At 64.5% G+C, this 24,958-nt stretch carries 19 protein-coding genes and 1 riboswitch; of the genes, 7 read left to right on the top strand and 12 right to left on the bottom strand.

The features are described from left to right. Positions 1 to 16: 16 nt before the first annotated feature. From AB0H22_RS05450 to AB0H22_RS05440, 3 genes are all read left to right on the top strand, one after another. Positions 17 to 1,519, top strand: coding sequence for a M28 family peptidase (locus AB0H22_RS05450; protein ID WP_358145245.1), 1,503 nt, complete (start codon positions 17 to 19; stop codon positions 1,517 to 1,519). Positions 1,520 to 1,694: 175 nt separating this feature from the next. After that, positions 1,695 to 3,194 carry a M28 family metallopeptidase gene (locus tag AB0H22_RS05445; protein ID WP_180749040.1) on the top strand — a complete coding sequence of 500 codons (1,500 nt, stop codon included), beginning with the start codon at positions 1,695 to 1,697 and terminating at the stop codon, positions 3,192 to 3,194. 38 nt (positions 3,195 to 3,232) lie between these two features. Then, complete coding sequence (locus AB0H22_RS05440) at positions 3,233 to 3,628, top strand: hypothetical protein (RefSeq protein WP_180749754.1); 396 nt, start codon at positions 3,233 to 3,235, stop codon at positions 3,626 to 3,628. 3 nt (positions 3,629 to 3,631) lie between these two features. On the opposite strand, the gene AB0H22_RS05435 is transcribed toward AB0H22_RS05440, so the two are convergent. Next, positions 3,632 to 4,351, bottom strand: coding sequence for a CoA pyrophosphatase (locus AB0H22_RS05435; RefSeq protein ID WP_180749038.1), 720 nt, complete (start codon positions 4,349 to 4,351; stop codon positions 3,632 to 3,634). A gap of 85 nt (positions 4,352 to 4,436) precedes the next feature. Between AB0H22_RS05435 and AB0H22_RS05430 the strand changes: the two genes are divergently transcribed. After that, entirely contained in the window at positions 4,437 to 5,381 is a 945-nt protein-coding gene (locus AB0H22_RS05430) for a TauD/TfdA family dioxygenase (RefSeq protein ID WP_358145243.1), read from the top strand. Positions 5,382 to 5,385: 4 nt separating this feature from the next. Here the strand turns inward: AB0H22_RS05430 and AB0H22_RS05425 are convergent, their stop codons facing one another. The 8 genes from AB0H22_RS05425 to AB0H22_RS05390 all read right to left on the bottom strand — a co-directional run bounded on the left by AB0H22_RS05425 (position 5,386) and on the right by AB0H22_RS05390 (position 17,336). After that, positions 5,386 to 7,392, bottom strand: a complete 2,007-nt coding sequence (locus AB0H22_RS05425; protein ID WP_358145241.1) for an amidase — start codon at positions 7,390 to 7,392, stop codon at positions 5,386 to 5,388. Positions 7,393 to 7,395: 3 nt separating this feature from the next. After that, positions 7,396 to 8,421 (bottom strand): agmatine deiminase family protein, encoded by a 1,026-nt coding sequence (locus tag AB0H22_RS05420; RefSeq protein ID WP_358145239.1) that lies wholly within the window; start codon positions 8,419 to 8,421, stop codon positions 7,396 to 7,398. Between the two features lie 107 nt (positions 8,422 to 8,528). Next, entirely contained in the window at positions 8,529 to 9,983 is a 1,455-nt protein-coding gene (locus AB0H22_RS05415) for an NAD-dependent succinate-semialdehyde dehydrogenase (RefSeq protein WP_358145237.1), read from the bottom strand. Continuing rightward, positions 9,980 to 11,329, bottom strand: a complete 1,350-nt coding sequence (gabT, locus tag AB0H22_RS05410; RefSeq protein WP_358145235.1) for a 4-aminobutyrate--2-oxoglutarate transaminase — start codon at positions 11,327 to 11,329, stop codon at positions 9,980 to 9,982. The genes AB0H22_RS05415 and gabT overlap by 4 nt, the downstream gene beginning before the upstream one ends. Before the next feature lie 197 nt (positions 11,330 to 11,526). Continuing rightward, positions 11,527 to 13,068: an APC family permease gene (locus tag AB0H22_RS05405; protein ID WP_358145233.1), complete on the bottom strand. Its 1,542-nt coding sequence runs from the start codon at positions 13,066 to 13,068 to the stop codon at positions 11,527 to 11,529. Next, a complete protein-coding gene (locus tag AB0H22_RS05400) occupies positions 13,061 to 13,951 on the bottom strand; it encodes a universal stress protein (RefSeq protein ID WP_180749027.1) in 891 nt (296 codons plus the stop codon). The genes AB0H22_RS05405 and AB0H22_RS05400 overlap by 8 nt, the downstream gene beginning before the upstream one ends. Before the next feature lie 2 nt (positions 13,952 to 13,953). Then, positions 13,954 to 15,897 (bottom strand): primary-amine oxidase, encoded by a 1,944-nt coding sequence (locus tag AB0H22_RS05395; RefSeq protein WP_180749026.1) that lies wholly within the window; start codon positions 15,895 to 15,897, stop codon positions 13,954 to 13,956. A 2-nt stretch (positions 15,898 to 15,899) separates the two neighbouring features. Further along, positions 15,900 to 17,336 carry a gamma-aminobutyraldehyde dehydrogenase gene (locus AB0H22_RS05390; RefSeq protein WP_180749025.1) on the bottom strand — a complete coding sequence of 479 codons (1,437 nt, stop codon included), beginning with the start codon at positions 17,334 to 17,336 and terminating at the stop codon, positions 15,900 to 15,902. A gap of 161 nt (positions 17,337 to 17,497) precedes the next feature. On the opposite strand from AB0H22_RS05390, the gene AB0H22_RS05385 reads away from it, so the two are divergent. Next, positions 17,498 to 19,027, top strand: coding sequence for a PucR family transcriptional regulator (locus AB0H22_RS05385; RefSeq protein ID WP_358146089.1), 1,530 nt, complete (start codon positions 17,498 to 17,500; stop codon positions 19,025 to 19,027). 102 nt (positions 19,028 to 19,129) lie between these two features. After that, a complete protein-coding gene (locus tag AB0H22_RS05380) occupies positions 19,130 to 19,744 on the top strand; it encodes a TetR family transcriptional regulator (protein ID WP_180749752.1) in 615 nt (204 codons plus the stop codon). On the opposite strand, the gene AB0H22_RS05375 is transcribed toward AB0H22_RS05380, so the two are convergent. From AB0H22_RS05375 to thiC, 3 genes are all read right to left on the bottom strand, one after another. Next, positions 19,741 to 20,376 (bottom strand): alpha/beta family hydrolase, encoded by a 636-nt coding sequence (locus AB0H22_RS05375; RefSeq protein ID WP_358145229.1) that lies wholly within the window; start codon positions 20,374 to 20,376, stop codon positions 19,741 to 19,743. The genes AB0H22_RS05380 and AB0H22_RS05375 overlap by 4 nt on opposite strands. 31 nt (positions 20,377 to 20,407) lie before the next feature. Further along, positions 20,408 to 21,238: a bifunctional hydroxymethylpyrimidine kinase/phosphomethylpyrimidine kinase gene (gene thiD, locus AB0H22_RS05370; protein WP_358145227.1), complete on the bottom strand. Its 831-nt coding sequence runs from the start codon at positions 21,236 to 21,238 to the stop codon at positions 20,408 to 20,410. Between the two features lie 2 nt (positions 21,239 to 21,240). Then, entirely contained in the window at positions 21,241 to 22,881 is a 1,641-nt protein-coding gene (gene thiC / locus AB0H22_RS05365) for a phosphomethylpyrimidine synthase ThiC (protein WP_358145225.1), read from the bottom strand. After that, positions 22,873 to 22,981: riboswitch (TPP riboswitch) on the bottom strand. (Overlaps the previous gene by 9 nt.) A 227-nt stretch (positions 22,982 to 23,208) precedes the next feature. Between thiC and AB0H22_RS05360 the strand changes: the two genes are divergently transcribed. Continuing rightward, entirely contained in the window at positions 23,209 to 24,951 is a 1,743-nt protein-coding gene (locus AB0H22_RS05360; RefSeq protein WP_180749022.1) for an MFS transporter, read from the top strand. Positions 24,952 to 24,958 lie beyond the last annotated feature (7 nt).

Genomic DNA, 24,958 nt, shown 5'->3' with positions numbered 1-24,958 from the left:
GGGACAAGGGAGAACAATGGGGACCAAGCGTGTTGTGTATGCGGTCGCGGTGTCTGCGGCTTGCGTACTGGCGACCGTGACGGCATGCGATAGGGACGGCGGTGGTGACGCGCCCAGCTCGGCACGGCAGGCCGGATCTCAGGAGGCCGTCGGCTTCGCGCACTCGCTGCACGAGAAGGTGAACGTCGACAATGTCGTCAAGCATCTCTCGGCCCTTCAGGACATTGCCGACAAGAACGAGAACACTCGGGCGGCAGGTACTCCCGGCTTCAACCAGAGTGTTGATTACGTCGTAAAGGCTTTGAAGGACAAGGGTTTCGACGTGCAAACACCCGAGTTCAACTTCAAGTACTTTCAGGCTAAATCCCTTGAGCTGACGGTCGGCCCCAAGAAGGTGGACGCCGGAGTGCTGTCGTACTCGCCGGGTGGCCACGTGGAGGGGCGTTTGGTTCCGGCCCCCGCGGAGGAATCTCCGGGTTGCACCGCCAACGATTACGACGGCGTGGACGTCAAGGGTGCGGTGGTCCTGGTGGACCGCGGATCGTGCCCGTTCGCCGACAAGGAAAGGGCCGCCGCCGAGCGTGGCGCGGTGGGCGTGATCATCGCCGACAATGTCGACGAGGAGAAGGCGGGCGGGACCCTCGGTGAGGATGCCAGTCCGAAGCTCCCGGTGGTAGGTGTCACCAAGTCCGTCGGCGCCGATCTGCGGGCGCACCCCGACCACGTGGTCCTCAAAGTGGATGCCGAAACCAAGGACGTCAAGGCGCGCAATGTGATCGCGCAGACCAAGACGGGCGCCACGACGGATGTCGTCATGGCCGGTGCCCACCTCGACAGTGTTCCCGAGGGGCCCGGTATCAACGATAACGGCACCGGCACCGCGGCAGTTCTCGAGACCGCGTTGCAGCTGGGGCCGAACCCGGATGTCAAGAATGCGGTGAGGTTTGCGTTCTGGGGTGCGGAGGAGGAGGGGCTGATCGGCTCCACCGACTACGTCAAATCACTCGACGTAGATGCGCTCAAAAACATTGCCCTGTACCTGAATTACGACATGCTCGGTTCGCCGAACGCCGCGTATCTCACCTATGACGGCGACCAGTCCGAGGAGCCCGACCCGGACGTGATGCCGGTGCGGATTCCCGAGGGATCGGCCGGTATCGAACGGACCGAGGTTGGGTACCTCGCCGACCAGGGCAAGAAGGCCCATGACACCGGCTATGACGGCCGTTCGGACTACGACGCGTTCAGCAGGGCGGGCGTTCCGACCGGCGGCATCTTCTCCGGTGCCGAGGACAAGATGACAGCCGCGGAGGCGCGGGACTGGGGCGGCAAGGCTGACCAGCCGTTCGATCCGAACTACCACCAGGCCGGGGACACCCTGGCCAACGTGAACAAGGACGCGCTCAAGATCAACGCGGGCGGAGTCGCCTACACCGTCGGTCTGTATGCGCAGAGTCTCGAGGGGCGCAACGGCGTCCCCGTTTACGGGGACCGCACCCGCCACAAGCTGAAGGGCTAGTACATCCCCGGGTCGCTTCGCTCTCCCCTCAGGCGGGACGTACCCCCAGCCCGCCGAAACAGCGGTAACAGGTTCATTGCAACGCCCCGAAAGCCCTTGGGAAACAACGTTGGTGCGGTAGCGTGTGCGATTGCTCGATTCGCACAACTCCACTGACGTTCCAAAGAGGTTATTGATGCCGTTATTTCGCGTCCGGGGGTTCGCGCGCGGTTGCTCCGTGCTCGCGATTGCGGCGGTAGCGAGCTGCTGTGCGCACCCGACTTCACCGGGTGCCACTGCTCCACCCCCCAGCCCCAACCTGGCTGCGGACCTGGCGCGCACGGTCACCGTGGACGCGATGATGGCGCACCTGCAGCAGCTGCAGCAGGTGGCAGACGCCAACGGCGGGAACCGTGCCGAGGGCACCCCGGGCTACGACGCAAGTGCCGACTACGTCACAAAGGCGTTGAAGGACCGCGGTTTCGACGTGCAGGCTCCAGAGCTGTCCAGGCTCAAGGTGCTGACCGAGGGTAAGCCACTCGTCGAAATCGGTGGCCGTCCTTACGCGGTGGATCAGGCTTCCTATTTCGTCCAGACCCCCAAGGATGGGCTCAAGGCGAGCACCATCCGTCCGTCGGGCAAGGCCAGTGGTTGTGCCGCGGCCGATTACGGCACCCTCAAGGTCGCCGGTCAGATCGCGGTGGTGGATGGTGTCGGGTGCTCGGTGGTCGACAAACAGAATGTCGCCAAGGAGAAGGGCGCCGCTGGGGTGCTGGTGGTGATGCAGTCCGGTGGTAGCGAAGGGCTGTTCACCCCGAATTACTATGAGCAGCTGTCTATTCCGGTCGGGATTGTCGACTCGGGAGTCGATACCCTCCTGCGACGTAATTCGTCGGCGATAACGCTGGTGCTCGATATGAACATTGCGAAGGTGCGCTCACGCACCATCATCGCCCAGACCGCGACGGGCGATCCGGCCAATGTGGTGCTGGCCGGAGCTCACCTGGACAGTGTGTCGAAGGGGCCGGGTATCAACGACAACGGCACCGGTGTGGCCGCCGTTCTCGAGACCGCGCTGCAGCTCGGACCCAAGCCGGTGGTCAACAACGCCGTCAGGTTCGCGTTTTGGGCCGCCGAGGAAGACGGGTTGGCCGGCTCGCTGGAGTACGCCAAGGGCCGGAACGCCGAGGAGCTCAACGACATCGCGCTGTACCTGAACTTCGACATGCTGGGCTCACCCAACGCCGGGTACTTCGTGCTGGACGGTGACCAGTCGGCGGCCAAACCCGATCCGAACCGGCCGCCACTGGACGTACCCGAGGGCTCCGCAGGGATAGAACGGACCTTCGCCGGATATCTCAACCTGGCAGGTAAGCGACCGGCGGCCGAGCAGTTCAACGGCAGATCCGATTACGGGCCGTTCCTGGCCGCGGGTATCCCCGTCGGCGGTATCAGCTCGGGTGCGCTGGAACGGATGAGTGGCCCCGAAGCCATCACCTGGCAGGGCCGTGCGGGGCAGCCGTTCGACCCGAACTACCACGGTCCCAAGGACACCGTCGCGAATATCGGCAAAGAGGCGCTGGCGATCAATGGCTCGGCGGTGGCCTTCGCTGTCGGCACCTATGCGCTGGCGACCACAGGACCCAATGGGGTACCGGAGCGCAAAGTTCGGCGACACTCTCCGCAGCAGCGCTAGGGCCGATAGCATCCCAGCGCATGAGAAGAATTCTCGCTTTGCTGGTAGCTCTCGCGTTCGGCGCCGTGCTGGGATTGCCGGCCGCCGCAGTGGCGCAGGCCGAGCCCGGGGTGAAAATGACCTATCGCGTGACCGCGCAGGATCCGGGGAGCAATCGCCAAGTGGTCATCTCCTACCGCACGGGTAAGGGGGAGCAGGCGGTCAAGTACACCTGGCTCGACCCCTTCGTGCCCTGGACGCATGACATAGCGATGACGGCTCGTGAGGCGCAGGTGAGCATATTCAGCGACCAGGGCGGCAACTACCTCGGCGAGATCCTGCGCGACGGCAATGTGATCGCGTCCAACTCGGTGTATCTAGACCCGGGCTGGGTGGCGGAGCAGGACGCGCCCTATGGGACACCGACCGTGCTGGCTCGCGCCGGCGTGTCCTGATCCTCACTTCCAGGCGAAGACAGGCTGCTCCAGCTCGTCGACGCGATCGCCGCGGCCCTCTAGACAGAGCCATCTCACCTGCAGCAAGACTGCCCCCGTCGGCGCGTGGATGAGGTCATTGCCCAGCGGGACCTGCACCACCGGGCGTGGGCTTTCCGGAATCGTGACGAATCGAGGCGAATCGTCACGTTGCAGCTGGTGTAACCCCACCCGATACGCGGCGACCACTTCGTCAGGGGAGGGGCGCATCTCCAGGCGTCCGCCACCCCACACCACCACTGGGGTGATCACATACCCCGACCGTGTCGGGTAGTCGTCGAGCAGTCCGAGCACCGTCGAATCCGGAAGGGCGACACCCAGTTCCTCGTCGAGCTCACGCAACGCGGCTTGGACCGCGTCCTCGCCCGGATCCAATCGCCCGCCGGGCAGCGCCCACTGTGCGGCATGGGAATTGAGGCGGGAGGCTCTGCGGCACAGCAGGAATGCCGCGCCACCCGAAACGTCGACCATCCGGCCGTCGAGCCCACTCTCCGGGATCTCCCGGCCGCCGATCCACTCGTCAACCGGCGCCGGGTCAACGCGGTCCTCACCCAGATCTGAATCGACCAGCACCACGGCCACCGCGGCGCGGCGTTTGTCCGGGTCATCGACGGTGCGACGTTCATGGCCCGTCAGATGTCCGCGAATCCGGTCCCGCAGTTGCTCGTTGTACGCGATGGTCACGCTTCGACCATATGCCGGGACCGGAATTGGAATCGACCTGGCTCAATACCTGGGTTTGTGCGGCAGTGGTTGTTGTGATGCCGGGGTGACGCTGACGCAAGGTATATATCGGGATGCGGGTATCACCGTGGAAAAGCTCGGTGAACATATTGGTGCCCGGATTGATGGCGTAGAGCTCGGCGGCGATGTCCCGGCCGAACGTGTGGAGGCAATCCGTATCGCATTGGCCGTTAACAAGGTGCTGGTGTTCACCGGGCAGCATCGTCTTGACGACGCCGGGCAGTACGCGTTCGCCGGTCTACTCGGGGAGCCGACGCTGCCGCACCCGACGGTGACGTCCCATGGCACCGAGCTGCTGAACCTCGAAGGCGCGGCCAACGGCTGGCACACTGATGTCACGTTCGTGGACCGCATCCCCAAGGTATCGGTGCTCCGTGCGGTGACCTTGCCATCCTATGGAGGTGCCACCACCTGGGCGTCGACCGTCGCGGCCTATGAACAACTGCCGACGCCGCTGCGTGCGCTCGTCGAGGATCTGTGGGCCATCCACACAAACCTCTACGACTACGCATCCGCGGGGGCATCGGGTGGGGTTAGCGCCGAGCGTCGCGCCGCGTACTACAGCGAGTTCACCCACTCGGAATACGAAACCTTGCATCCGGTGGTGCGGGTGCATCCGGAAACCGGTGAACGCAGCCTGTTGCTGGGGCAGTTCGTCAAGAGCTTCGATGGCCTGGGCGGCTCCGAGTTCGCCGCCCTCTTCCAACTACTGCAGGCGCGTATCACCAAGCTGGAGAACACCTTCCGGTGGAACTGGCGGCTGGGTGATGTCGCCATCTGGGATAACCGAGCCACCCAGCACTACGGGATTGCCGACTTCGGGCAGCAGCGCCGTGAGCTGCACCGCGTCACGCTGGCCGGTGACGTCCCGGTGGACGTTCACGGCCGGTCGAGCCAGGTCCTCAAGGGAGACGCCAGTCATTACTCGGTGATCGAGGAGCCGCGCCGGCTGGAGCTGTTCGCGGCCTGATCTGTCAGGCGATCCCGCAAGCCGTAGTCCACGCTCCAGAGGTTCGGCCATCGCGGGTTTGGACCAAGGCCACGATCAGAGAGCCGTAGGCGTCGCGCCACACCGAATGGCGTGGCCGTGACGTCGCGGCGCGCAGCGACGTCGAGGCGGTAAACGTGTTGTCGCCCCGCGCGAGCGTGAGCTCATCGCCGTCGACATACAGTTTGGCGTCGGCGACGGCGTCGGGGTCCATACCTTCGACGGCAAGGGTGATGGCGACGGCGCAATCACCGTCGCCGAGGTCTGACTCGTCGACCGTGAGCACGCATTGCGGCGCGATGCCGACAGCCGCCGCGGCGACCGGCAATGCGATAGGTGCCAGGGCCGGTGTCCGCAGGGGAGCGGTACGCCGATCTCGAGTTGCCTCGATGGCTGCGGCCAGGCGTAGTAACCGGACATCGTCATGGCCGCGACCGAGGATCGTGAGCCCGACAGGCATCCCAATATCGTTCAGCGTGCCCATCGGTACGGTGACCGAGGGGATTCCGAGGTGACGCGGCACGAGGTTGCCATTGGCCACCCAGGTGCCGTTGCGCCAGGCCGTATCGGCCGACGCCGGATTGACATCGGCGTCCGCGGCGCCGATATCGGCGACTGCGGGATGGACGACGGCGTCGAGGCCGAGCGTGTCCATCCACCCCTCGAGGTCTATACGACGCGCCGCCTCCAGCCCGGCGACGCCCTCGGCAATCAGTGGGATCTGTTCCAGCTCGGCGATACCGGCGGCGGCGCGGGCCGGATACTCGCCGAGGTCGACCTCCAGGTCGAGGTGGTGACGGTCATACTGATCGGGCAGTGCACCAGGTGGTGGCGGAAAGATCAGTGCACCGTCGATGTCGCGTACATGCGATAGCTCGGGATCGCCGTTGACCTGTAGGAATTCCTCCCAGCCCCAGATGGAAAGGTCCCACAGTTCACGTGCGTCGTATCCGGCCGGGATGAGTCCGCGGTCCAGCATCGTTGCCGCGCCCTCGTAATTGGTGACGACGGGGAAGTCCACTTCGAGCACCTCGGCGCCTGCCGCACACAGGTCGTCGGCGATGCGCCGCCATAGTTCGAGGACGCTTGGACGGGTCTGCACCGGTCGGTCACCGGAGGCATCGCCGATATACATCCGTGGCACCCCCAGCCGGACGCCGCGCAGTGCGTGGGCGTCGGAATCACCTAGTGCGCGGTAGCTTTTGGGTCGCAATGTCGATGCCGCCGGGATCTCGACCCACGGTTGGCGGCGCCAGAAGTCGCCGCGCGGCTCGGGGTCGTCGGCGACGATGATGTCCAGCAGCACCAGCAGGTCGGCGACGCTACGGGTATGTGGAACGACGACATCCATCGTGGGCACGAGCGGCCAGTTGCCGCGTACCGAGATCACCCCGCGGGACGGGCAGTAGGCCACCAGGGCGTTGCACGAGGCCGGTGCCCGCCCGGAGCTCCACGTCTCCTCGCCGAGCCCGAACGCGCCAAAGCTGGCGGCCGTTGCGGTACCCGATCCGTTGGACGATCCCGATCCGAACGCCGACGTCAGATAGTCGCTGTTGTAGGGACTTTCGGCCCGGCCGTACACGCCGCGTTGCATGCCACCGTTCGCCATCGGCGGCATGTTGGTGAGCCCGAGCAGCACCGCACCGCCAGCGCGAAGTTGAGCGATGGTGAACGCATCGCGTTGGGAGATGAGTCGGGCGAGGGCCGGAGATCCGGCCGCCACCGGCAGCCCCGTCGCGGCGTACGAACCCTTGGCGGTGTACGGGATGCCGTCGAGCGGGCCGAGCGTGGCACCGGCGGCGCGACGCGCATCGGACTCGGCGGCGGCGCAGAATGCCTGCGGGTCGAGGACGGGTACGGCGTTGAGGGTGATCCCGCCGCGGTCGTAGGCGGCGATCCGGCGCAGATACTCGGCGACGAGTGCGACCGACGTCGATTCCCCGGTGATGAGTGCGGCCTGCAGATCGGCGATGCTCGCCTCCACGACATCCATCGCCTAGACCTTTGGTTGCTGCTGGGTGATGCAGTGAATGCCGCCGCCACCGGCGAGGATTGGCCGCGCATCGACCAGTACCACCTCTCGGCCGGGATAAGCCTCGGCAATAATCTCCGCGGCGTGCGAGTCGGCGGCCGGCTCGTCATAGCCGCACAGGATCACGCCGTCTCCGGTGACAAGGTGATTGATATAGCTCCAGTCGACAAATCCGTCGGCATCCCGCAGCGTCGCCGGCGCAGGCAGATCGACCACGTCGAAGGAGCGACCGCGGGCATCGACCGCATCGGCGAACGCGGCACGGAGTTGCGCCGATATTGCGTAGTCGGGATGGTCGCGATTGGTTTGTGCATGCAGTAAGACGGTGCCGGGTGAGGGCAGCGTCGCGATCATGTCGACGTGCCCCTTGGTGCCGAGTGGCTCGTAGTCGCGCGTGAGGCCGCGCGGTAGCCACACGGCGTGCTCGATGCCAAGGGTGCGAGCCAGTTCGGCCTCGACACGGCTGCGGTCGGCGTGCGGATTGCGCAGCGGATCAAGCAATACGGTCTCGGTCAGCAGCACGGTGCCATCACCGTCGACATGGATGGCACCGCCCTCGTTGACCAACAACGACGACACGAGGGTCGCGCCGGCGGCAGCCGCGATTGTGCGGCCGATCTCGCGATCATGTGACCAGCTCTGCGGAGTTGACGACCCCCAGCCGTTGAAGATCCAGTCGACGGCACCCAGTTCACCCGTGGTGTCGTCGACGACGAACGTAGGTCCGATATCGCGCATCCAAAAGTCGTCGAGCGGGGCGACGAGCAGCTCGATATCCGAGGACAACATTCGCCGGGCGCGCTCCTGCTGGCGCGGGTCGACCACCATCGTCACCGGCGTGAAGGCGAGCACCGCATGCGCTACGGCCGTCCAGGCCTGATAGCCGGCCTCGAGCGCGGCGTCATCGTCGCCGAACGTGAGTCCCGGACGCGGGAACGCCATCCAGATCCGCTCATGCGGTTCGGTTTCTGCCGGCATCCGCCATGCCATGTGTGCCTCCAAGGTTGCGCCGATGTGGGTAATCCCGGCTCGGTGGAAACGTTGCATCGATGGGGTGGATTCGGTGCGCTGTCAGGGCGGGCCGATCGTCACGGTATCTATGGCAGCGCTATGTATTTCGTTTCGAGGTATTCCTCGATACCTTCGCTGCCGGCCTCCCGGCCGATACCCGATTCCTTGATACCACCGAACGGCGCCGCCACATCGGAGATGACGCCACGGTTGACGCCGACCATCCCCGATTCGACGGCTTCCGAAACCCGCAGCGCGCGATCCAGATTGGTGGTGTAGACGTAGGCGGCCAGTCCATACTCGGTATCGTTGGCGGCAGCGATTCCCGCGTCTTCGCCGTCGAATCCGGCGATTGCGGCGACGGGACCGAACACCTCCTCGCGGAGAATCCTTGCGTCCGAAGACACATCGGTGAGCACCGTGGCCGGATAGAAGAATCCGTCACCATCGGAGGCAGCCCCGCCAGCAGTGACGACGGCCCCCTTCGCGACGGCGTCTTGTACCAATTCGTCAACGGAGGCACGCTGTTTGGCCGTGATGAGCGGACCCACCTGGACACCGCTCTCGTCTCCGGGCCCCATGGTGAGTGCGGCCATGCGCGCGGTGAGCTTCTCGGTGAATTCGGCACGTACCGCGTTGTCGACGTGGAAACGGTTGGCAGCGGTGCAGGCTTCGCCGATGTTGCGCATCTTGGCTGCCATCGCGCCGTCGACCGCGGCGTCGATGTCGGCGTCATCAAACACCACGAACGGTGCGTTACCGCCCAGTTCCATCGATGAGCGCAAAACCCTCGTCGCACACTGCGCCAGCAGAATCTTGCCAATGCCGGTGGAGCCGGTGAAGGTGAGCTTGCGCAGCCGGGGATCGGCCAGCAGGGGTTCCGTCAGCTGGGCGGAGCGCGAGGTGGGAAGAATGGAGAGCACGCCGGGAGGCAATCCGGCATCGGCGAATACCTGTCCCAGTAGCAGCATCGTCAGCGGGGTCTCGCCGGCGGGTTTGACGACCATGGTGCAACCGGCGGCCAACGCCGGGCCGATCTTGCGGGTGCCCATGGCCAGTGGGAAGTTCCACGGGGTGATGGCCAGGGTTGGACCGATGGGCTGCTTGGTCACCAGGATCCGGCCCGTGCCGGTTGGCGAGGCGGTGTACCGGCCGTTGATGCGGACGGCCTCTTCGGAGAACCATCGCAGGAACTCGCCACCGTAGGTCACCTCGCCCTGGCTTTCCGCCAGCGGCTTGCCCATTTCGAGGGTCATCAACAGCGCGAAGTCATCGCGTCGGGCCATCACCAATTCCCATGCTCGGCGCAGGATTTCGGCGCGTTCACGGGGCGCGGTCGCTGCCCAGGAGCGTTGCGCGGCGACGGCCTCGTCGAGTGCGACGGCGCCGTCCGCGGCGGAGGCATCGGCCACGGTGGTGAGCACAGCACCCGTTGCCGGGTTGTGGACGGAGAACCGGGCACCCGTCGATGACGGGGTCTGCTTGCCCCCGATCCACAGGTCGGTCGGGACGGCATCGATCAATGTTGCGTGGTCGGTCACCGGTTGCTCGCCTTCTCGCGGATGATGTCGGCGAGGACGGTGATGCCCTCGTCGAGTAGATCGTCACCGATCACCAGCGGCGGTAGCAACCGAATGACGTTGCCGAACGTACCGCAGGTGAGGATCAGGACGCCCCGAGACAGTGCCTCGGCGGCAATGGCTTTGGTCAGCGCCGCGTCGGGTTCGAGAGTGTCGGATGCGACGATCTCGATGGCCAGCATGGCGCCGCGGCCGCGTACTTCGCCGATGACGCTCACTTCCTCGGCGAGTGCCCGCAGCCGGGGTACCACCGAGGTCTCGATGGCGCGTGCACGAGCCGGCAGGTCTAGGTCGCGCATGGCATCCAGTGTCGCGATGGCCGCCGCGCAGGCGACGGGATTGCCGCCGTAGGTTCCGCCCAGTCCGCCCGCGTACACCGCATCCATGAGCTCGGCGCGCCCGGTGATGGCCGCGAGCGGCATGCCGCCGGCGATGCCCTTGGCCATGACGACGATATCGGGGACGACATCGTCGTGTTCGGAGGCGAACCATGCACCGGTGCGTGCGAATCCGGTCTGCACCTCGTCGGCGATGAAGACGACGCCGTTTTCCCGCGCCCAATTCGCGAGCGTGGAAAGGAATCCGGGAGCGGGGACGATGAACCCGCCCTCGCCCTGGACGGGTTCGATGATGACCGCGGCCAGCGACTGCACACCGATCTGGGTTTCCATGCGGGAGATCGTGCGGCGTGCGGCCTCTTCGCCGGTCAGTCCCGGCTCGTCACGCAGCGGGTAGGAGGCCGGCATCCGGTAGACCTCTGGCGCAAAGGGGCCGAACTGCGACTTGTAGGGCATGGACTTGGCGGTGAGCGCCATCGTCAGGTTGGTGCGGCCGTGGTAGGCGTTGTCGAAGGCGACGACCGCGGGGCGGCCTGTCGCCAGCCGTGCCACCTTGATGGCGTTTTCCACGGCCTCGGCGCCCGAGTTGAACAGCGCGGTGCGCTTCTCGTGGTCGCCGGGCGTCATGGCGTTGAGGAGCTCGGCCACCCGGACGTATGCCTCATAGGGCGTCACCATGAAACAGGTGTGGGTGAAATGTGTTGCTTGATCGGCGATTGCAGCCGCAACGGCCGGATGAGAGGCGCCCACGGTGGTCACCGCGATACCGGAGCCCAGATCGATGAAGGAGTTGCCGTCGGCATCGACGATGACACCGCCGTCGGCGTCGACGGCGTAGACGGGGGCGGTGGAGCCGACACCGGCGGATACCGCAGCACGCCGCCGTTCGGCGAGCGCGCTGGACCGGGGACCGGGCAGGGGTGTCACGATATTGCGCTTCTGGGCAAGGCGATACGTGATGTCGTTCATGGTGCGTCCTGTCCTGGATCTGACCTGAGATCTTGCGATCTCAGTCTGCCGCGATGGTCACTTTCTGGGAATGGCCGATTTGTCCATCAGCAGTCTGTGGACCCGCCGTTTTGGCGCCCTCCCATGTGTGCCGAAACGCCTTTCCTGTGTGTCCTTCGCGGGCTTCGTATCGAAACCGGAGTATCGGTGACATGCTCTTACTCCGGCAGCGGGGCGGTGCCCCGAGCCAGGTTGCGCCCCTGGAAGAAGTCGGGGTTTCGGAACCGCATGATCACCATGAGTATCGCCCCGACGAAGAGGACTCCGAAGCCCAGATAGAACACCAGGCCGATGCCGCCGATCGAGGCACCGCTTCCAGTCTTCTCGGGATCCATACTCTCGCGCACGGAGATCACGAACACCCCCGCCAGCATGAGCCCGCCCAGGAGCGGAAAGAGAAACTTATAGACGGCATTGTGGGCATTCTGGAACAGCTCCGCGCGGAAGTACCACACGCAGGCGAAGGCTGTGATGCCGTAGTACCAGCAGATCATGATGCCAAGGGCGGCAATGGTATCCAGCAAGGTGCGGTCGGACAGTAGGCTGACAACGGTGTAGAAGACTGCGGTGACCACACCGGCTACCACCGTGCTGAATGTTGGCGTCAGGAATCGTGGGCTGACAGTGGCGAACCGTTTCGGGAATGCGCCGTAGGTCCCCATGGCAAGCATGGTGCGGGCGGCGGGCAGGGAAGTGGTTTGCAGGCTCGCCACCGCAGAGGCGAATATCGCCAGGAGGAGTAGTGGGCCGAACCAGCTGCCCAACACCGGATTGGCGAGGGCGCCAAAGACATTGTCCTTGTTCTCCTCGTTGGCCAAGCCCAATTCGGTGTCGCCGACCCCGGCGAACATCATGACCGCAACTGCCACCAGCAGATAGGTCAGCAGGATCGACAGCACACACAGCAGGCCGGCACGTCCGGGTACCTTCGTCGGGTCCTTGCACTCCTCGCCGAGCGTCAGGCAGGTATCCCAACCCCAGAATGCGAATATCGAGCCGACGAGCCCAATGACAAAGGCGCTTAAGGTCAGTCCGGTCAGCGGGTTGAACCAGTCGAGGTCGAAGTCGAGATGTCCGGCGATGCTGGGTGCCTTCGTGATGGCGACGACGGCGAAGAGCACCAGCACGATCATCTGAAACCCGACGAGAACGTATTGCACTTTTTCGCTCGTGGTGATGCCACGGCTGGAGATGTACGTGGCGATGGCCAGCAACGCCACGGTCGAGATGATGTTGGTGCCCTTGTCATTGGCGAGTTCGGCGAGTGTTTGATTATGAAAGATGGCACCTAGGAACTGATACCCGTATTGCACACCGATTGATGCCAGGTTGGATAACACGATGATGGTAGCGATCACCATGCCCCAGCCGCACATCCAGCCGATGTAAGGTCCGAATGCCTTGGTGGACCAGGTGAATGAGGCCCCGCAGTCGGGTGCGCGGGAATTCAGCTCCCGATAGGCGTAGGCGGTGAGGAACATCGGAATGAATCCCGCGATCAGGATGGCCGGCATCTTGAGGCCGACGGCGGCGACGATCAGGCCGATGCTGGCGGTGAGCGTGTATCCCGGTGCCACCGTGGAGATGCCGAGGATCGCGCCGGTGAAGGTGCCGATACGCCCGGCCGCCAAGCCTTTCGAGACGAGTCCCTCGGCGTGCTCGGACTGTTCCAGCTCGGTACGAGCCACATCCTCAGTCATGGTCGGCCGCTTCTTCCTTGGGGATCACGACCATCGGTACCTGCAACACCCGGAGCATCTTGGCAGCCGTCGACCCGAGGAACAGTCGCCGTGGCTGCGCGAGGCGGCTGGAGCCGACCATGATGACGTCGCCTTCGTGCCAGTCGAGCTTATTGACGGCCGCCTCCACCGTCGGCCCGTTGGCCACGATCGAGGTGACCGGAAAGTTAGGCGGTAGTACTTGTTTGGCTGTCTCGAGGGACTGCTGGGCGTGAATGGTTGCGCGTTCGCGCGCCGACTGATCGTCGTCCCCGCCGGGAATCGGGTCAACGGAGACCAGTGACACCAGACGCAGCGGTGTTCCCGCGCGCTGGCAGGCATGCAACGCCGCGTCCAGTAGCACGCGTGCGCCTGGCCGGGTTCCCATGGCACAGGTGATTTCGCGAACTCGGAGGTTCTTCTGGTAGCGCGCACCACGCGGCGAGATCACCAGAGGTATCGGGGATGAGTGCACGAGCTCGTTGACCACTGATCCCAGCGACAGGCTGCCGACCAGCCCACCCCCGGATCCACCCACCACGACGGCCTCTGCTCCCAGGGCCTCGCACTGTGCGATGAGACCCTCGGCGATCGACTCGTGGAAGCTGATATGCGTTTTTACGGTGAGGTCGTCGGGAATGGTGGCCTCGGCATGTTTCAGCCAGTGAGTGGCGTTCTCGGACAATATGTCCTGGCGCTCCTGCTGCGGAAGCGGGGCGAGGATCGGACGGTCCTGGGGAAGCACCATGCACAGATCGAGGTGCGCACCTAGCGAGCGCGCGATCTGTGCTCCCACCGCCAGAGCGTCATCGCCGCCCGGAGTGGCCAGGTATGCAACGGCAATCCTTTTGGCGGCGGTGTTCACGGCTAGGCCTCCTCGTGTCCGGACGTGTGACAGTTCTTTGGCGGGGTGGGCGCCACGTCGATGGATGGGTTGCGGTCGAAGAACCCGACCGGTTTGAGCCAGAAGTTCACGGTGTCGACGGGCATGATCGGCCAGTCCTCAGGCCGGGTGATGTGGTGGATACCGAACACGTACCACAGCACCACATCGGTGTTCTCGATTGAGCGGTTGCGTTCGGTCCAGGCGGGCAGGCCGTGGTCTTCCTTGCTCTGTGTGACAAATTCTCCTGCAGGCCAGCGTTCCTCGGGTGAGTTGGGGGTCACCCAGAGGGTGTGTTCGATCGCGCGGCAGCGCGCCAGCACCGGTGAGGATGGATCGAACATGGCCGGGATGGCCGCGCCGGGCACCAGCTTGTAAGCAGGCGCGGTGCCGATGCCGTTGCGAGTGTTGTCGTTGACGACCTTCCAGGCGCGCTGGGTTTCCCAGCAGAAGTCCTGTTTGCCTTCCGATTCGGTGCGAAGGGGAGTGTTCCGCTGCCGTAGGGACAGCCCGTACGGATTATCGGGACCGACGGGCACGATCTCGGTTTCGGTGGCGTACACGGTGTTCTCGGTGCCGTCGACATCCAGATCCAGCCTCGCGACCAGGAAATGCTGGTGATACGGGGCATAGGTGCGGTTGTCGACGAGGGTTCCGTGGGGGTGTGCGGCCCCCTCGGGGAAGTTGCTCACCACCATGATTCCTGTTGCACGGACCTCACATTCGATGTTTCCGTCCTGGTAGAACCGCCAGTAGGTGAGGTACTCGTAGTTGGCGACGGTGACGTGGAAGGAGACGGTGAGGCGCCGCATGCGCCGCACTTCGGCACCGTGGTCGTGGTCGACGTGCTTCCACAGGACGGCGTTGTCCTCTTCGTGGATGCAGATTGCGTTCTTGATGGTGAACGGCTCACCCTTGCTGTTGTGCAGCACGGCATCGAGGTATCGGATCTCGCCGAGGCAGTCGCACCCAAGTTCCAATGAGGTGGTCATGAAGCCGATGCCCCACTCGCCGATATCGAAAGCAGTTCTGCGGTAATGATCTTCGCAGTGATCCCGGTACGGCACCATCATCTCGGCGAAGGATAGCCGGTTGGCGACCGACCGTACCTTGCCGTTGTCGTTGTACGTCACCGCGTGCAGCGTCATGCCCTCGCGGTAGTTGAAACCGACCCGCAGCGACCAGTTCTGCCATTCGAGTTTGTTGCCCTCGATGGTGAAGGAGGGGCCGTCGGGCTGGGTGATGTTCAGTGGTCGAAGCGATTCCCGAGTGCTCTGCTGGCGCACGCGTTCCGGTATGTGCCGCGGTACGTACTCGCCCATCATCTCGGGTCGTTCGACGGTGAACGTATCCTCGATTTCGAGTAGCTCCATGCTGTTCATATCGATGATGCAGTGGAATCCGTTGACGGGGCCCGCGTACGGGTTGGCCCCTTGGGTGGAACGCACCCAGGTGTCCGACCACCCGAGGCGTCTGCCCTTGTATTTCTCGGGCATGACCGCATCGCCGTATGTCCAGGTGTCCATAAACACCAGGTCCATGTTGGTGATGCCGCGTTTGGCCAGGGCGGCGATGACGTCGGGGTTGCGCCGAAGGGCCGCGTCGGCCTCTTCCCACTCATCGACGGTGAAGTTGGGTTGCACGCCGGGAATGTGCGTCCAGGACAGCACTTCGCCGGAGGTCAGCGAGACGACCGCCTTGTAGGTGGCGTTTCGCGCGGTGTCCAGACACGTGGCGAGCACTTGACGATCGGGCCGCACGCCGTGCTGGTCGAATGCCGCGATCTCCGCCTTGGCAGGCTCGGACAGCTCGATGGAGGTGTACCGCCAGTGCTGTCCGACATCGCGCGCCTGCGCCAGAATCTTGGCGGTCGCGCTGAATTCCTCCGCGGCCAGAGGATCGAGGGGGTGGAACGTATCAGTCGTCATCGCTAGTGCGCACTCATCACGTGCTTGATCCGGGTGTAGTCCTCCACGCCGTAGGCCGACAGGTCCTTGCCGTAACCGGAGTATTTGAAGCCGCCGTGTGGCATCTCGGCGACCAGCGGGATATGGCAGTTGACCCATACGCAACCGAAATCCAGTTCGCGGGTGAATTTTTCGGCGGTTGCGTGATCCTTGGTCCACACGCTGGAAGCCAGCGCGTAGCGCACTCCGTTGGCGAGACGGACGGCTTCGTCTGCGTCGGTGAAGGATTGGACCGTCAGGATCGGCCCAAAGGTCTCTTCCTGAACTATCGAGTCGTCCTGCCGAACGCCGGTCACGATGGTCGGCTCGATGAAGTACCCCTTGTCACCCCAACGCTTTCCGCCGGTCACCACCGTGGCATGCGCGGGTAGGTTATCGAGCTTCTTGGTGACCGCGGTGAAGTGGTTGACGTTGTTCATCGGCCCATAGAAGGCGTCCGGGTCATCGGGCAGGCCGGGGCGCAGCGTCTGTGCCGCGGAATTGAGGGCGTTGACGAAATCGTCGTGGATCGACTCGTGCACGATTACCCGGGTGGCCGCCGTACAGTCCTGGCCCGCGTTGAAGAAGGCGGCCTGCGCGATGCCGATGGCGGCCTTCTCGAGATCGACGTCACCGAACACCACGACCGGTGCCTTGCCGCCGAGTTCAAGGTGACTCCGCTTGAGTTGCTCGGCCGCCGAGGCGGCGACGGCGATACCGGCACGCACCGAGCCGGTGATCGAAACCAGCCCAACGGCAGGATGACTCACCAACTCGGAGCCGGTGGTGGCGGTCCCAAGCACGACGTTGAACACCCCATCCGGCAGGATGCCCTTCGTCAATCGGGCCAGCACCAGAGTGCTTTCCGGAGTGGTGTCGCTCGGTTTGAGCACGATGGTGTTCCCGGCCGCCAACGCTGGGCCGATCTTCCAGATGGCCATCATGAACGGGTAGTTCCACGGTGTTACCTGCCCGACGACCCCGATCGGCTCGCGGCGGACATATGAGGTGAACCCCTCCATGTACTCGCCGGCCGACTTGCCTTCGACGAGCCGTGCCGCTCCCGCGAAGAAGCGGACTTGATCCGCACTCACTGCCACCTCTTCAGCGGCGATGACGGCCTTGGGCTGGCCGGTGTTGCGGCTTTGAGCCTCGACAATTTCATCCGAGTGCGCCTCAATGGCGTCGGCGAGTTTGAGCAGCGCTTGCTGACGGACGCTCGGTGTGGTTCTGCCCCAGGAGGCGAAGGCGCGTTCTGCGGCGGTCACGGCCGCATTCACGTCCTCGGCGTTGGATACCGGCGCGCGGCCGACAACCGATTCATCGACCGGACTGATCAGGTCGATCGGCTCGGAGGATTTCAGGGACAAAGAGTCGACGAACTTACCGTCGATGTAATTCTGGAGTACCGAGTCCGGCATATCGCACAGTCCGTCCGTCGAGGGGTCCCTTAAGCACCTAAGCGCCCAGAAGTCAGTGTCCGCCAGTGTGGCGCACGGCACATCCGTGATCATCTGACAATTTCGGGAATCTTCGCGGTATTTTTCACCATTCTGTACAGTCCCGTGAGATGACCGTTCCGGTGCGCTGGGTGCTGGATCAGCCAGAACTGAAACTCGCCCTGAGGGGCGGTGCCGCCGGTCTGGGGCGTGAGGTCAATTTGGCCCTCACCACAGAACTCGCCGACCCCGCACGATGGCTGTCCGGTGGAGAGCTGGTGCTCACCACCGGCATCGGTCTGCCTGCCAGTGCCCGGGAACAGCGGAAATATCTGCGGGCGCTCGACGAAAATAGCGTTGCCGCATTGGGATTCGGCACCGGACTGACATTCGATGAGGTGCCGCCGGAATTGGTGGCGGCCGCAGACGAGCTGGGCATGCCGCTGCTGGAGGTACCGCTTCGCACCCCGTTTGCCGCGGTCGTCAAGGCGGTAAGCACTCGTATCGCCGAACTGGAGTACGACGCGGTGCTGCGGGCATCGCGGGCCCAGCCCAGGATCACCCGAGCGATCGTCAGTGGGGGTGTGCAGGCGGTCGCCGCGGAATTGGGACGGTCACTGCGTGCCAGCGTGGTGGTTCTGGACACCGGTGGCACGGTGGTCGCGAGTCATCCGCGCAATCTGGATGTCGCGACGGTGAATCTGGTGCGGGGCGCGTTGACCCCGAGCGCATCGGCGGGTGTACAACTGCTGGACCCAGACGTCGCCGTCTCACAACAGACCATCGGCGTGGGCGGGACCTCGTACGGGGTGCTGGCCGTCGTCACCAAGACCCCGTTGACCTTCGTGGACCAGGTGCTGCTGGGGCATGCAAATTCCTTGTTGGCCTTGGACTTCGACAAGCCAACGCGGCTGCAGGAGGCGCAGCGCCAATTGAATGGGCAGGCGTTGGGGCTGCTGCTCAGCGATGAACGGAATCTGGATCCGGTGTGGGCGCAATTGGCACAGGCCGCCGACGGGCGCGGAAGGATCAGGGCGTTAGTGGTGAACGTCGGAAGCGGATCGGCATCCGCATCGATGGTGCGGCGGGTGCTGCCCGCACTCACCGGGGCCCTGGAATCCGCGGGTTATGCGGTCTTCGCGCACGCCGCCGACTCCGAGCTGACGGTCGTGATACCGGGTTCGGAGACCGCCGACTTTGCCCGGCAGTTGTTCATCGAGTTGGATGGGCGCACCCGGAAGGGGCTACGGGTGGGGTTGAGCGGAGCGCACCCGGTGGGGCGGCTTGTTGATGCGGTGCGGAACGCGAAGCTCGCCGCATCGGTGGCCGAACGCGGCGGGACGCCGCTGGAGTTCACCTCGCTTGCGGGTAGCGCACTACTGTCCTTCGGTGCGAGTCGCGAGGTGCTGGTCGCCGTCGCGAACGCGACGTTGGCTCCCGTCGCCGAGCACGACACCACCCACGGCACCGAATTACTGGCCTCCCTGCGGGCTTACCTAGAGGCCAACGGCCACTGGGAATCGGCTGCCGCCACCATCGGCGCGCACCGCCATACGCTGCGAAAACGCATCGAAACTGTGCAGTCGCTGCTGGCCTGTGACCTCGATGTCGCGCGGGTGCGTGCCGAGCTGCTGCTAGCGATGCTCGCGGGCACGCCGACAACCGGGAACTGATCACGCATATTCCCGCCCATACGGCTCACAACTGGTGCTACCTTATTTAGAACAGGTTCCAGTTTTGGGGTTATTTATGCAGGTGAATAGATCGTGAGCGCGATGGTGGATGAGTCACCGGTGCGGCCAGCCGCCATGCCGTCGACCAGGCGTCAGCACGAGCAGTACAAGCGCATGCTCGACGCGGCTGAAGAACTCGCGATGACGCGCGAGCTCGATCACGTCCAGATGCACGATGTCGCCAAGCACGCCAACGTTGCCATCGGCACGTTGTACCGGTACTTCCCGACGAAGCGTCATCTGTTTGTGGCGGCACTCTCCCGGGAGTCGGAGCGTCTGGTCAGCCGGGTTCCATCGTCGCAGGATGCCGAGCAAAGTCCCGCGGGCCGGGTGGCCGATGCACTGGTGCGGGCGCTGCGGGGTTTGACGCGTCGCCGCATGCTGGCGATCGCGATGATCCGGTCCTCCAATTCGGCGTCGCTGGCCGAGGTGCCCGATTTGATGCAGATGGAGAAGCGATTCCACGAGCTGATTTTCGAGGTGGCCGGACTTTCCGATCCGACCGAAGAGGACGAGGCCGTGATCAGGCTGCTGGTACACCAGTGGTTCGGCTGCATTCAGGTTTGCCTCAACGGTGGTCTCACCGTCGCGCAAGCCGAGGCCGATCTACGCCGGGCATCGCAGCTATTGATGCGTGACTGGCGCGCGGTGGGCTAGCCGCTCTTCAGGGCAGCCAGTGCGGCATCAATGGCCAGCGCCGGGACATCGAGTGTCTTGGACCCCAGGTCATGTCGCGCGCCGGTGATTTCCACAATGGTCGCTCCGTCGGGGATCAGCGCCGCAGCCTCCCTGAGCTCCGCGATGGTGCCGAATGCGTCTGAGGTGCCGTGGGTAAACACCGTGGGAACGTGTATATCCGGGAGATGTTCGACACGCAGCCGGTCGGGCTTTCCTGGCGGATGCAGCGGGTAGGAGAACAGGGTGAGGACGTCGACGATTGGCCCCATTTCCGCTACGAGCATTGATGTTTGGCGTCCGCCGTACGAATGACCGCCCGCCAGCACTGGGCCGTCCACCATTGCGCGAGCCTGGCTGATCACCTCGGCGATACCGGCACGGTCCTTATCGGCCGACGAGGCCGAGGGTGGTCCGCTGGGCCGGTTACGTCGGAAGGGCATATCGAAACGTATTGCCAACCAACCATGTTCGGCCCACGATGTGCACAACAGCCGCAACATGGCGGAATGGCAGCTGCCGCCCGCGCCGTGGGTGAGCACCACCGCACCCTGTGGGTGCCCGTCGGGGTGATGGGCGATTCCGGCGATATCCGGAAGCTCCTCGGTGCTCACGAGCCGCGCCTAAGGCTCTTCGCGCGGGCGCTCATCGCAGCCTGAACAGGGCCGATACCGGGCCATGACCGCGGCCCAGCGGGTAGGCGGCTTTGAGACATTCGGTGACCCAGCGTTTTCCGAACGCGACTGCTTCGGGCACAGAAAATCCGTGTGCCAGTGCGCAACTAATGGATGCCGCGAGTGTGTCCCCGGCGCCGTGATCGTGTCCGGTGTCCACCCGTTCGACGGGGAAGTAATGAAACTCCGTGCCGTCAAAGAGTAGGTCGGTGCTGGTGTCACTGGAGCGCAGGTGCCCGCCCTTCACCAGAACCCACTGCGGGCCAAGGGCATGCAGCTTGCGTGCCGCCTCCCGCTGGGTTTCCTCATCGATGACTTCTACACCGGCAAGCAGCCGTACCTCGTCGAGATTGGGAGTCACCAGTGTCGCGAGCGGAAACAGTTGAGTGCGTAGGGCATCCAGTGCGCTCGGATGCAGCAGCGGGTCGCCGTGCATCGATGCACACACCGGATCCACGACCAGCGGCACCGTCATCTCGAGTCCGCGCCAGGTACTGGCGATGGCTTCGATGATCGGGGCAGAGGCCAGCATCCCGGTTTTGGCGGCCTGGATGCCGATATCGGTGATCACCGCCTCCATCTGGGCGGCCACCACCGGCGGTGGAATTTCGTGGAAACCCTTGACACCCACTGAGTTCTGCACCGTCACCGCAGTGACGGCAACGCATCCGTGCACGCCGAGAAGCGCCATGGTCCGCATATCGGCCTGGATACCTGCCCCGCCCCCGGAGTCGGAACCGGCGATGGTCATCGCCCGCACCGGGGTGACGCCCGGCTCCGGGACGGGCAGGAAGGTACCCATGCTCACGCGATCGGCAGGTACACCCGGTTGCCGTGCTCGGCGAACTCGACGGACTTCTCCTCCATGCCGCGCGCCAGCATCGCGTCGATGTCCTCCTGTGTCTCGAGTCCGTTTGCGGCGGCGAACTCCCGGATATCGGCGGTGATGCGCATCGAGCAGAACTTCGGGCCGCACATCGAGCAGAAGTGTGCGGTCTTGGCCGGCTCGGCGGGCAGCGTTTCGTCGTGGAACTCCCGGGCGGTATCCGGGTCCAGCGAGAGGTTGAACTGGTCATCCCAGCGGAATTCAAAACGAGCACGCGATAGCGCGTCGTCTCTCAGCTGGGCGCGGGGATGCTGCTTGGCGAGGTCGGCGGCGTGCGCGGCGATCTTGTAGGCGATCACCCCGTCTTTGACGTCCTTGCGGTCCGGCAGCCCCAGGTGCTCCTTGGGGGTGACGTAGCAGAGCATCGCGGTCCCGGCCTGGGCGATGATCGCGGCCCCGATGGCCGAGGTGATGTGGTCGTAGGCCGGTGCGATATCGGTGGCCAGCGGCCCGAGGGTGTAGAAGGGAGCCTCCTCGCAGAGCTCCTCCTCGAGCCTCACGTTCTCGACGATCTTGTGCATCGGCACATGGCCGGGGCCTTCGATCATCACCTGCACGCCATGGGATTTCGCGATCTTCGTCAGCTCACCGAGGGTGCGCAGCTCGGCGAACTGCGCCTCGTCGTTGGCATCGGCGATGCATCCCGGACGCAGACCGTCGCCGAGGGAGAAGGTCACGTCATAACGTGCCAGGATCTCGCACAGCTCCTCGAAATGCGTGTACAGGAACGACTCCCGGTGGTGGGCCAGGCACCATGCGGCCATGATCGAACCGCCGCGCGAGACGATGCCGGTGACACGCTTGGCGGTCAGCGGCACGTAGCGCAGCAGCACCCCGGCATGCACTGTCATGTAGTCAACGCCCTGCTCGGCCTGCTCGATCACGGTGTCGCGGTACAGCTCCCAGGTCAGCGCGGCCGGATCGCCGTTGGTCTTCTCCAGCGCCTGGTAGATCGGCACGGTGCCCACGGGGACGGGGGAGTTGCGCAGGATCCACTCACGGGTCAAGTGGATGTCCTTGCCGGTGGAGAGGTCCATGATGTTGTCGGCACCCCAACGGATGGCCCACACCATCTTCTCCACCTCCTCGGCGATCGAGGAGGTGACGGCCGAGTTGCCGATGTTGGCATTGATTTTCACGCCGAAGGCCTTGCCGATGATCATCGGCTCGCTCTCGGGGTGTTTGTGGTTGGCGGGGATCACGGCGCGGCCCATCGCGACCTCACTGCGCACCAGCTCGGCGGGCACACCTTCGCGGACGGCGATGAACTCCATCTCGTTGGTGATCTCACCGGCGCGGGCACGCTGCAGCTGAGTGCCGCGATCGGTGACGATGCCCGCGCGCGGCGGCAGCCCCTTCTGTAGATCGATGGTGGCGTTGGTATCGGTGTACGGACCGGACGTGTCATACAGGTCCAGGTGCTCACCGTTGGTGAGGTTTACCCGGCGCTGCGGGACGCGCAGGCCACTGCCGAGGTCCTGGTAAATCTTCTCGCTGCCCTGGATGGGACCCGTGGTGACGGTTTCCGGGGCCTGAGAACGGGTTGATTGAGTCGACATGATCTTCCTCCCTACGCCGGCATTACCCGGTCAGGTTCATACGGTCGACGGCCCTAGCCGTCCTCTCAGCGCGCTGGTGCACGCTCCCGTGTTTTTGGTGTTGGGGCTGTTCGTTGACGAACACTGGCCACGCTACCTCGGCTTGTCGCGCCGAGTGTGACGTGCTGGCGAGATTTCCGCATGAGCCTCACGCTTGGCCCGATATGACAGACGCTGCTCCATGGTTTTGGGAATATAGTTTCCCTTGCTAAAGTTACTCACGGTGGTAACCAAAGACGGCCGGTCGGTGCTGCCCGCGTCGGGGAGAAGCGCGCAGCAAGGGTGACGATGACTGACTTGACCACACGGACTGACGAGATATCGGCTGATCTCGAGACTGAACGGCGTCGGCTCAGGGTGGATCGCGACCACCCGCATTACAAATGGGTGGCACTGTCGAACACGACGCTGGGTGTGCTGCTCGCGACCGTCAACTCATCGATCGTGCTGATCTCGCTGCCCGCCATCTTCCGGGGTATCGGTCTCAACCCCCTCGCGCCGGGCAACGTGAGTTATCTGTTGTGGATGCTCATGGGCTATCTGCTGGTCTCGGCCGTGCTGGTGGTGCTTTTCGGCCGCCTCGGCGATATGTACGGGCGGGTGCGGATCTACAACCTGGGCTTCGTGGTCTTTACCGTTGCGGCGGTGGTGCTGTCCTTCGATCCGTTCCACTACGGCGGCGGAGCGGTGTGGCTCATCGCCTGGCGAGTGGTTCAGGGAGTCGGTGGCGCCATGCTGATGGCCAACTCGTCGGCCATCCTCACCGACGCCTTCCCGTCGACCCAGCGTGGACTTGCGCTGGGCATCAATCAGGTGGCGGCGGTGGCCGGATCATTTCTGGGCCTGCTCATCGGAGGCGTGCTCTCCGAATGGGATTGGCGCGCCATCTTCTGGGTGGGTGTGCCCCTGGGTCTGCTCGGCACCGTGTGGTCCTACCGCTCACTCGTCGAGATCGACGAGCCGGTACCGGGCCGGTTGGACTGGGCGGGAACCGTGACCGTTGCGCTGGGGCTGACTGTGCTGCTCACCGGAATCACGTACGGCATTCAGCCGTACGGTAATTCGAGCACCGGCTGGGGTAATCCACTGGTGTACGGCTCGCTGATCGTCGGGGTCGCCTTCTTGGTGTTGTTCTGCGTGATCGAGTCCCGAGTGGCCGAACCCATGGTCGATATGCGGCTGTTCAAGAACCGGGCCTTTGGCCTGGGGAACCTGGCGAATCTGCTGGCATCCATCGGTCGCGGTGGGCTGCAGTTCATGCTCATCATTTGGCTGCAGGGCATCTGGTTGCCGCTGCGTGGATACAGCTATGAGTCGACTCCGCTATGGGCGGGAATCTTCTTGCTACCCATGACACTTGGCTTCCTGCTCGCCGGGCCGGTCGCCGGTGTGTTGTCGGACCGATACGGCGCCCGGCCCTTCGCCACAGGTGGCATGGTGCTATCGGCGGTGACGTTCCTGGCGCTCATCGCCGTCCCGGTGAACTTCAACTACTGGGTGTTCGCGGCGCTGATCTTCCTCAACGGATTGGGCTCGGCCATCTTCACCGCACCCAATACCGCGGCCATCATGTCAAGTGTGCCCGCGCATCAGCGCGGCGCGGCCTCGGGTGTGCGTGGCACCTTCTTCAACGCGGGCAGCTCGCTGTCCATCGGAATCTTCTTCTCGCTCATGATCGTCGGGCTCTCCGCGACGATGCCCGCGACAATGCAGTCGGGGCTCACCGCCCAGGGTGTGCCCGCATCGACCGCCGCAGAGGTCGCCGGCCTGCCTCCGGTAGGCAGTTTGTTCGCGGCGTTCCTGGGGTACAACCCAGTCGGCGAATTACTCGCCCCGTCAGGGGTTCTGGACCAGCCTGGTGTCAACGCGGCGGAGCTGACGGGGCAGTCGTTCTTCCCGACTCTGATCACCGAGCCGTTCCATGCGGGGCTGGTGGTCGTGTTCGTCGCCGCGGCGGTGATGATGGCGGTTGCCGCATTGGCCTCGTTCGGTGCCGGTGGCAAGTACGCCCACGCGGAGGATGGCGAATAGTTACCAT

Source organism: Mycobacterium sp. NPDC050853 (genome assembly GCF_040653875.1).
Classification (GTDB): Bacteria; Actinomycetota; Actinomycetes; order Mycobacteriales; family Mycobacteriaceae; genus Mycobacterium.
The sequence above is the reverse complement of the archived record's forward strand: the minus strand, read 5'-3'. Positions and strand labels throughout refer to the sequence as shown.

Excerpts from the sequence above, each read along its gene's own strand:
- AB0H22_RS05450 (WP_358145245.1), top strand. The coding sequence starts at position 17 with ATGGGGACCAAGCGTGTTGTGTATGCGGTCGCGGTGTCTGCGGCTTGC.
- AB0H22_RS05445 (WP_180749040.1), top strand. The coding sequence starts at position 1,695 with ATGCCGTTATTTCGCGTCCGGGGGTTCGCGCGCGGTTGCTCCGTGCTC.
- AB0H22_RS05425 (WP_358145241.1), bottom strand. The coding sequence starts at position 7,392 with ATGGATGTCGTGGAGGCGAGCATCGCCGATCTGCAGGCCGCACTCATC.
- AB0H22_RS05420 (WP_358145239.1), bottom strand. The coding sequence starts at position 8,421 with ATGGCATGGCGGATGCCGGCAGAAACCGAACCGCATGAGCGGATCTGG.
- gabT (WP_358145235.1), bottom strand. The coding sequence starts at position 11,329 with ATGAACGACATCACGTATCGCCTTGCCCAGAAGCGCAATATCGTGACA.
- AB0H22_RS05405 (WP_358145233.1), bottom strand. The coding sequence starts at position 13,068 with ATGACTGAGGATGTGGCTCGTACCGAGCTGGAACAGTCCGAGCACGCC.
- AB0H22_RS05395 (WP_180749026.1), bottom strand. The coding sequence starts at position 15,897 with ATGACGACTGATACGTTCCACCCCCTCGATCCTCTGGCCGCGGAGGAA.
- AB0H22_RS05390 (WP_180749025.1), bottom strand. The coding sequence starts at position 17,336 with ATGCCGGACTCGGTACTCCAGAATTACATCGACGGTAAGTTCGTCGAC.
- AB0H22_RS05380 (WP_180749752.1), top strand. The coding sequence starts at position 19,130 with ATGGTGGATGAGTCACCGGTGCGGCCAGCCGCCATGCCGTCGACCAGG.
- thiD (WP_358145227.1), bottom strand. The coding sequence starts at position 21,238 with ATGGGTACCTTCCTGCCCGTCCCGGAGCCGGGCGTCACCCCGGTGCGG.
- thiC (WP_358145225.1), bottom strand. The coding sequence starts at position 22,881 with ATGTCGACTCAATCAACCCGTTCTCAGGCCCCGGAAACCGTCACCACG.
- AB0H22_RS05360 (WP_180749022.1), top strand. The coding sequence starts at position 23,209 with ATGACTGACTTGACCACACGGACTGACGAGATATCGGCTGATCTCGAG.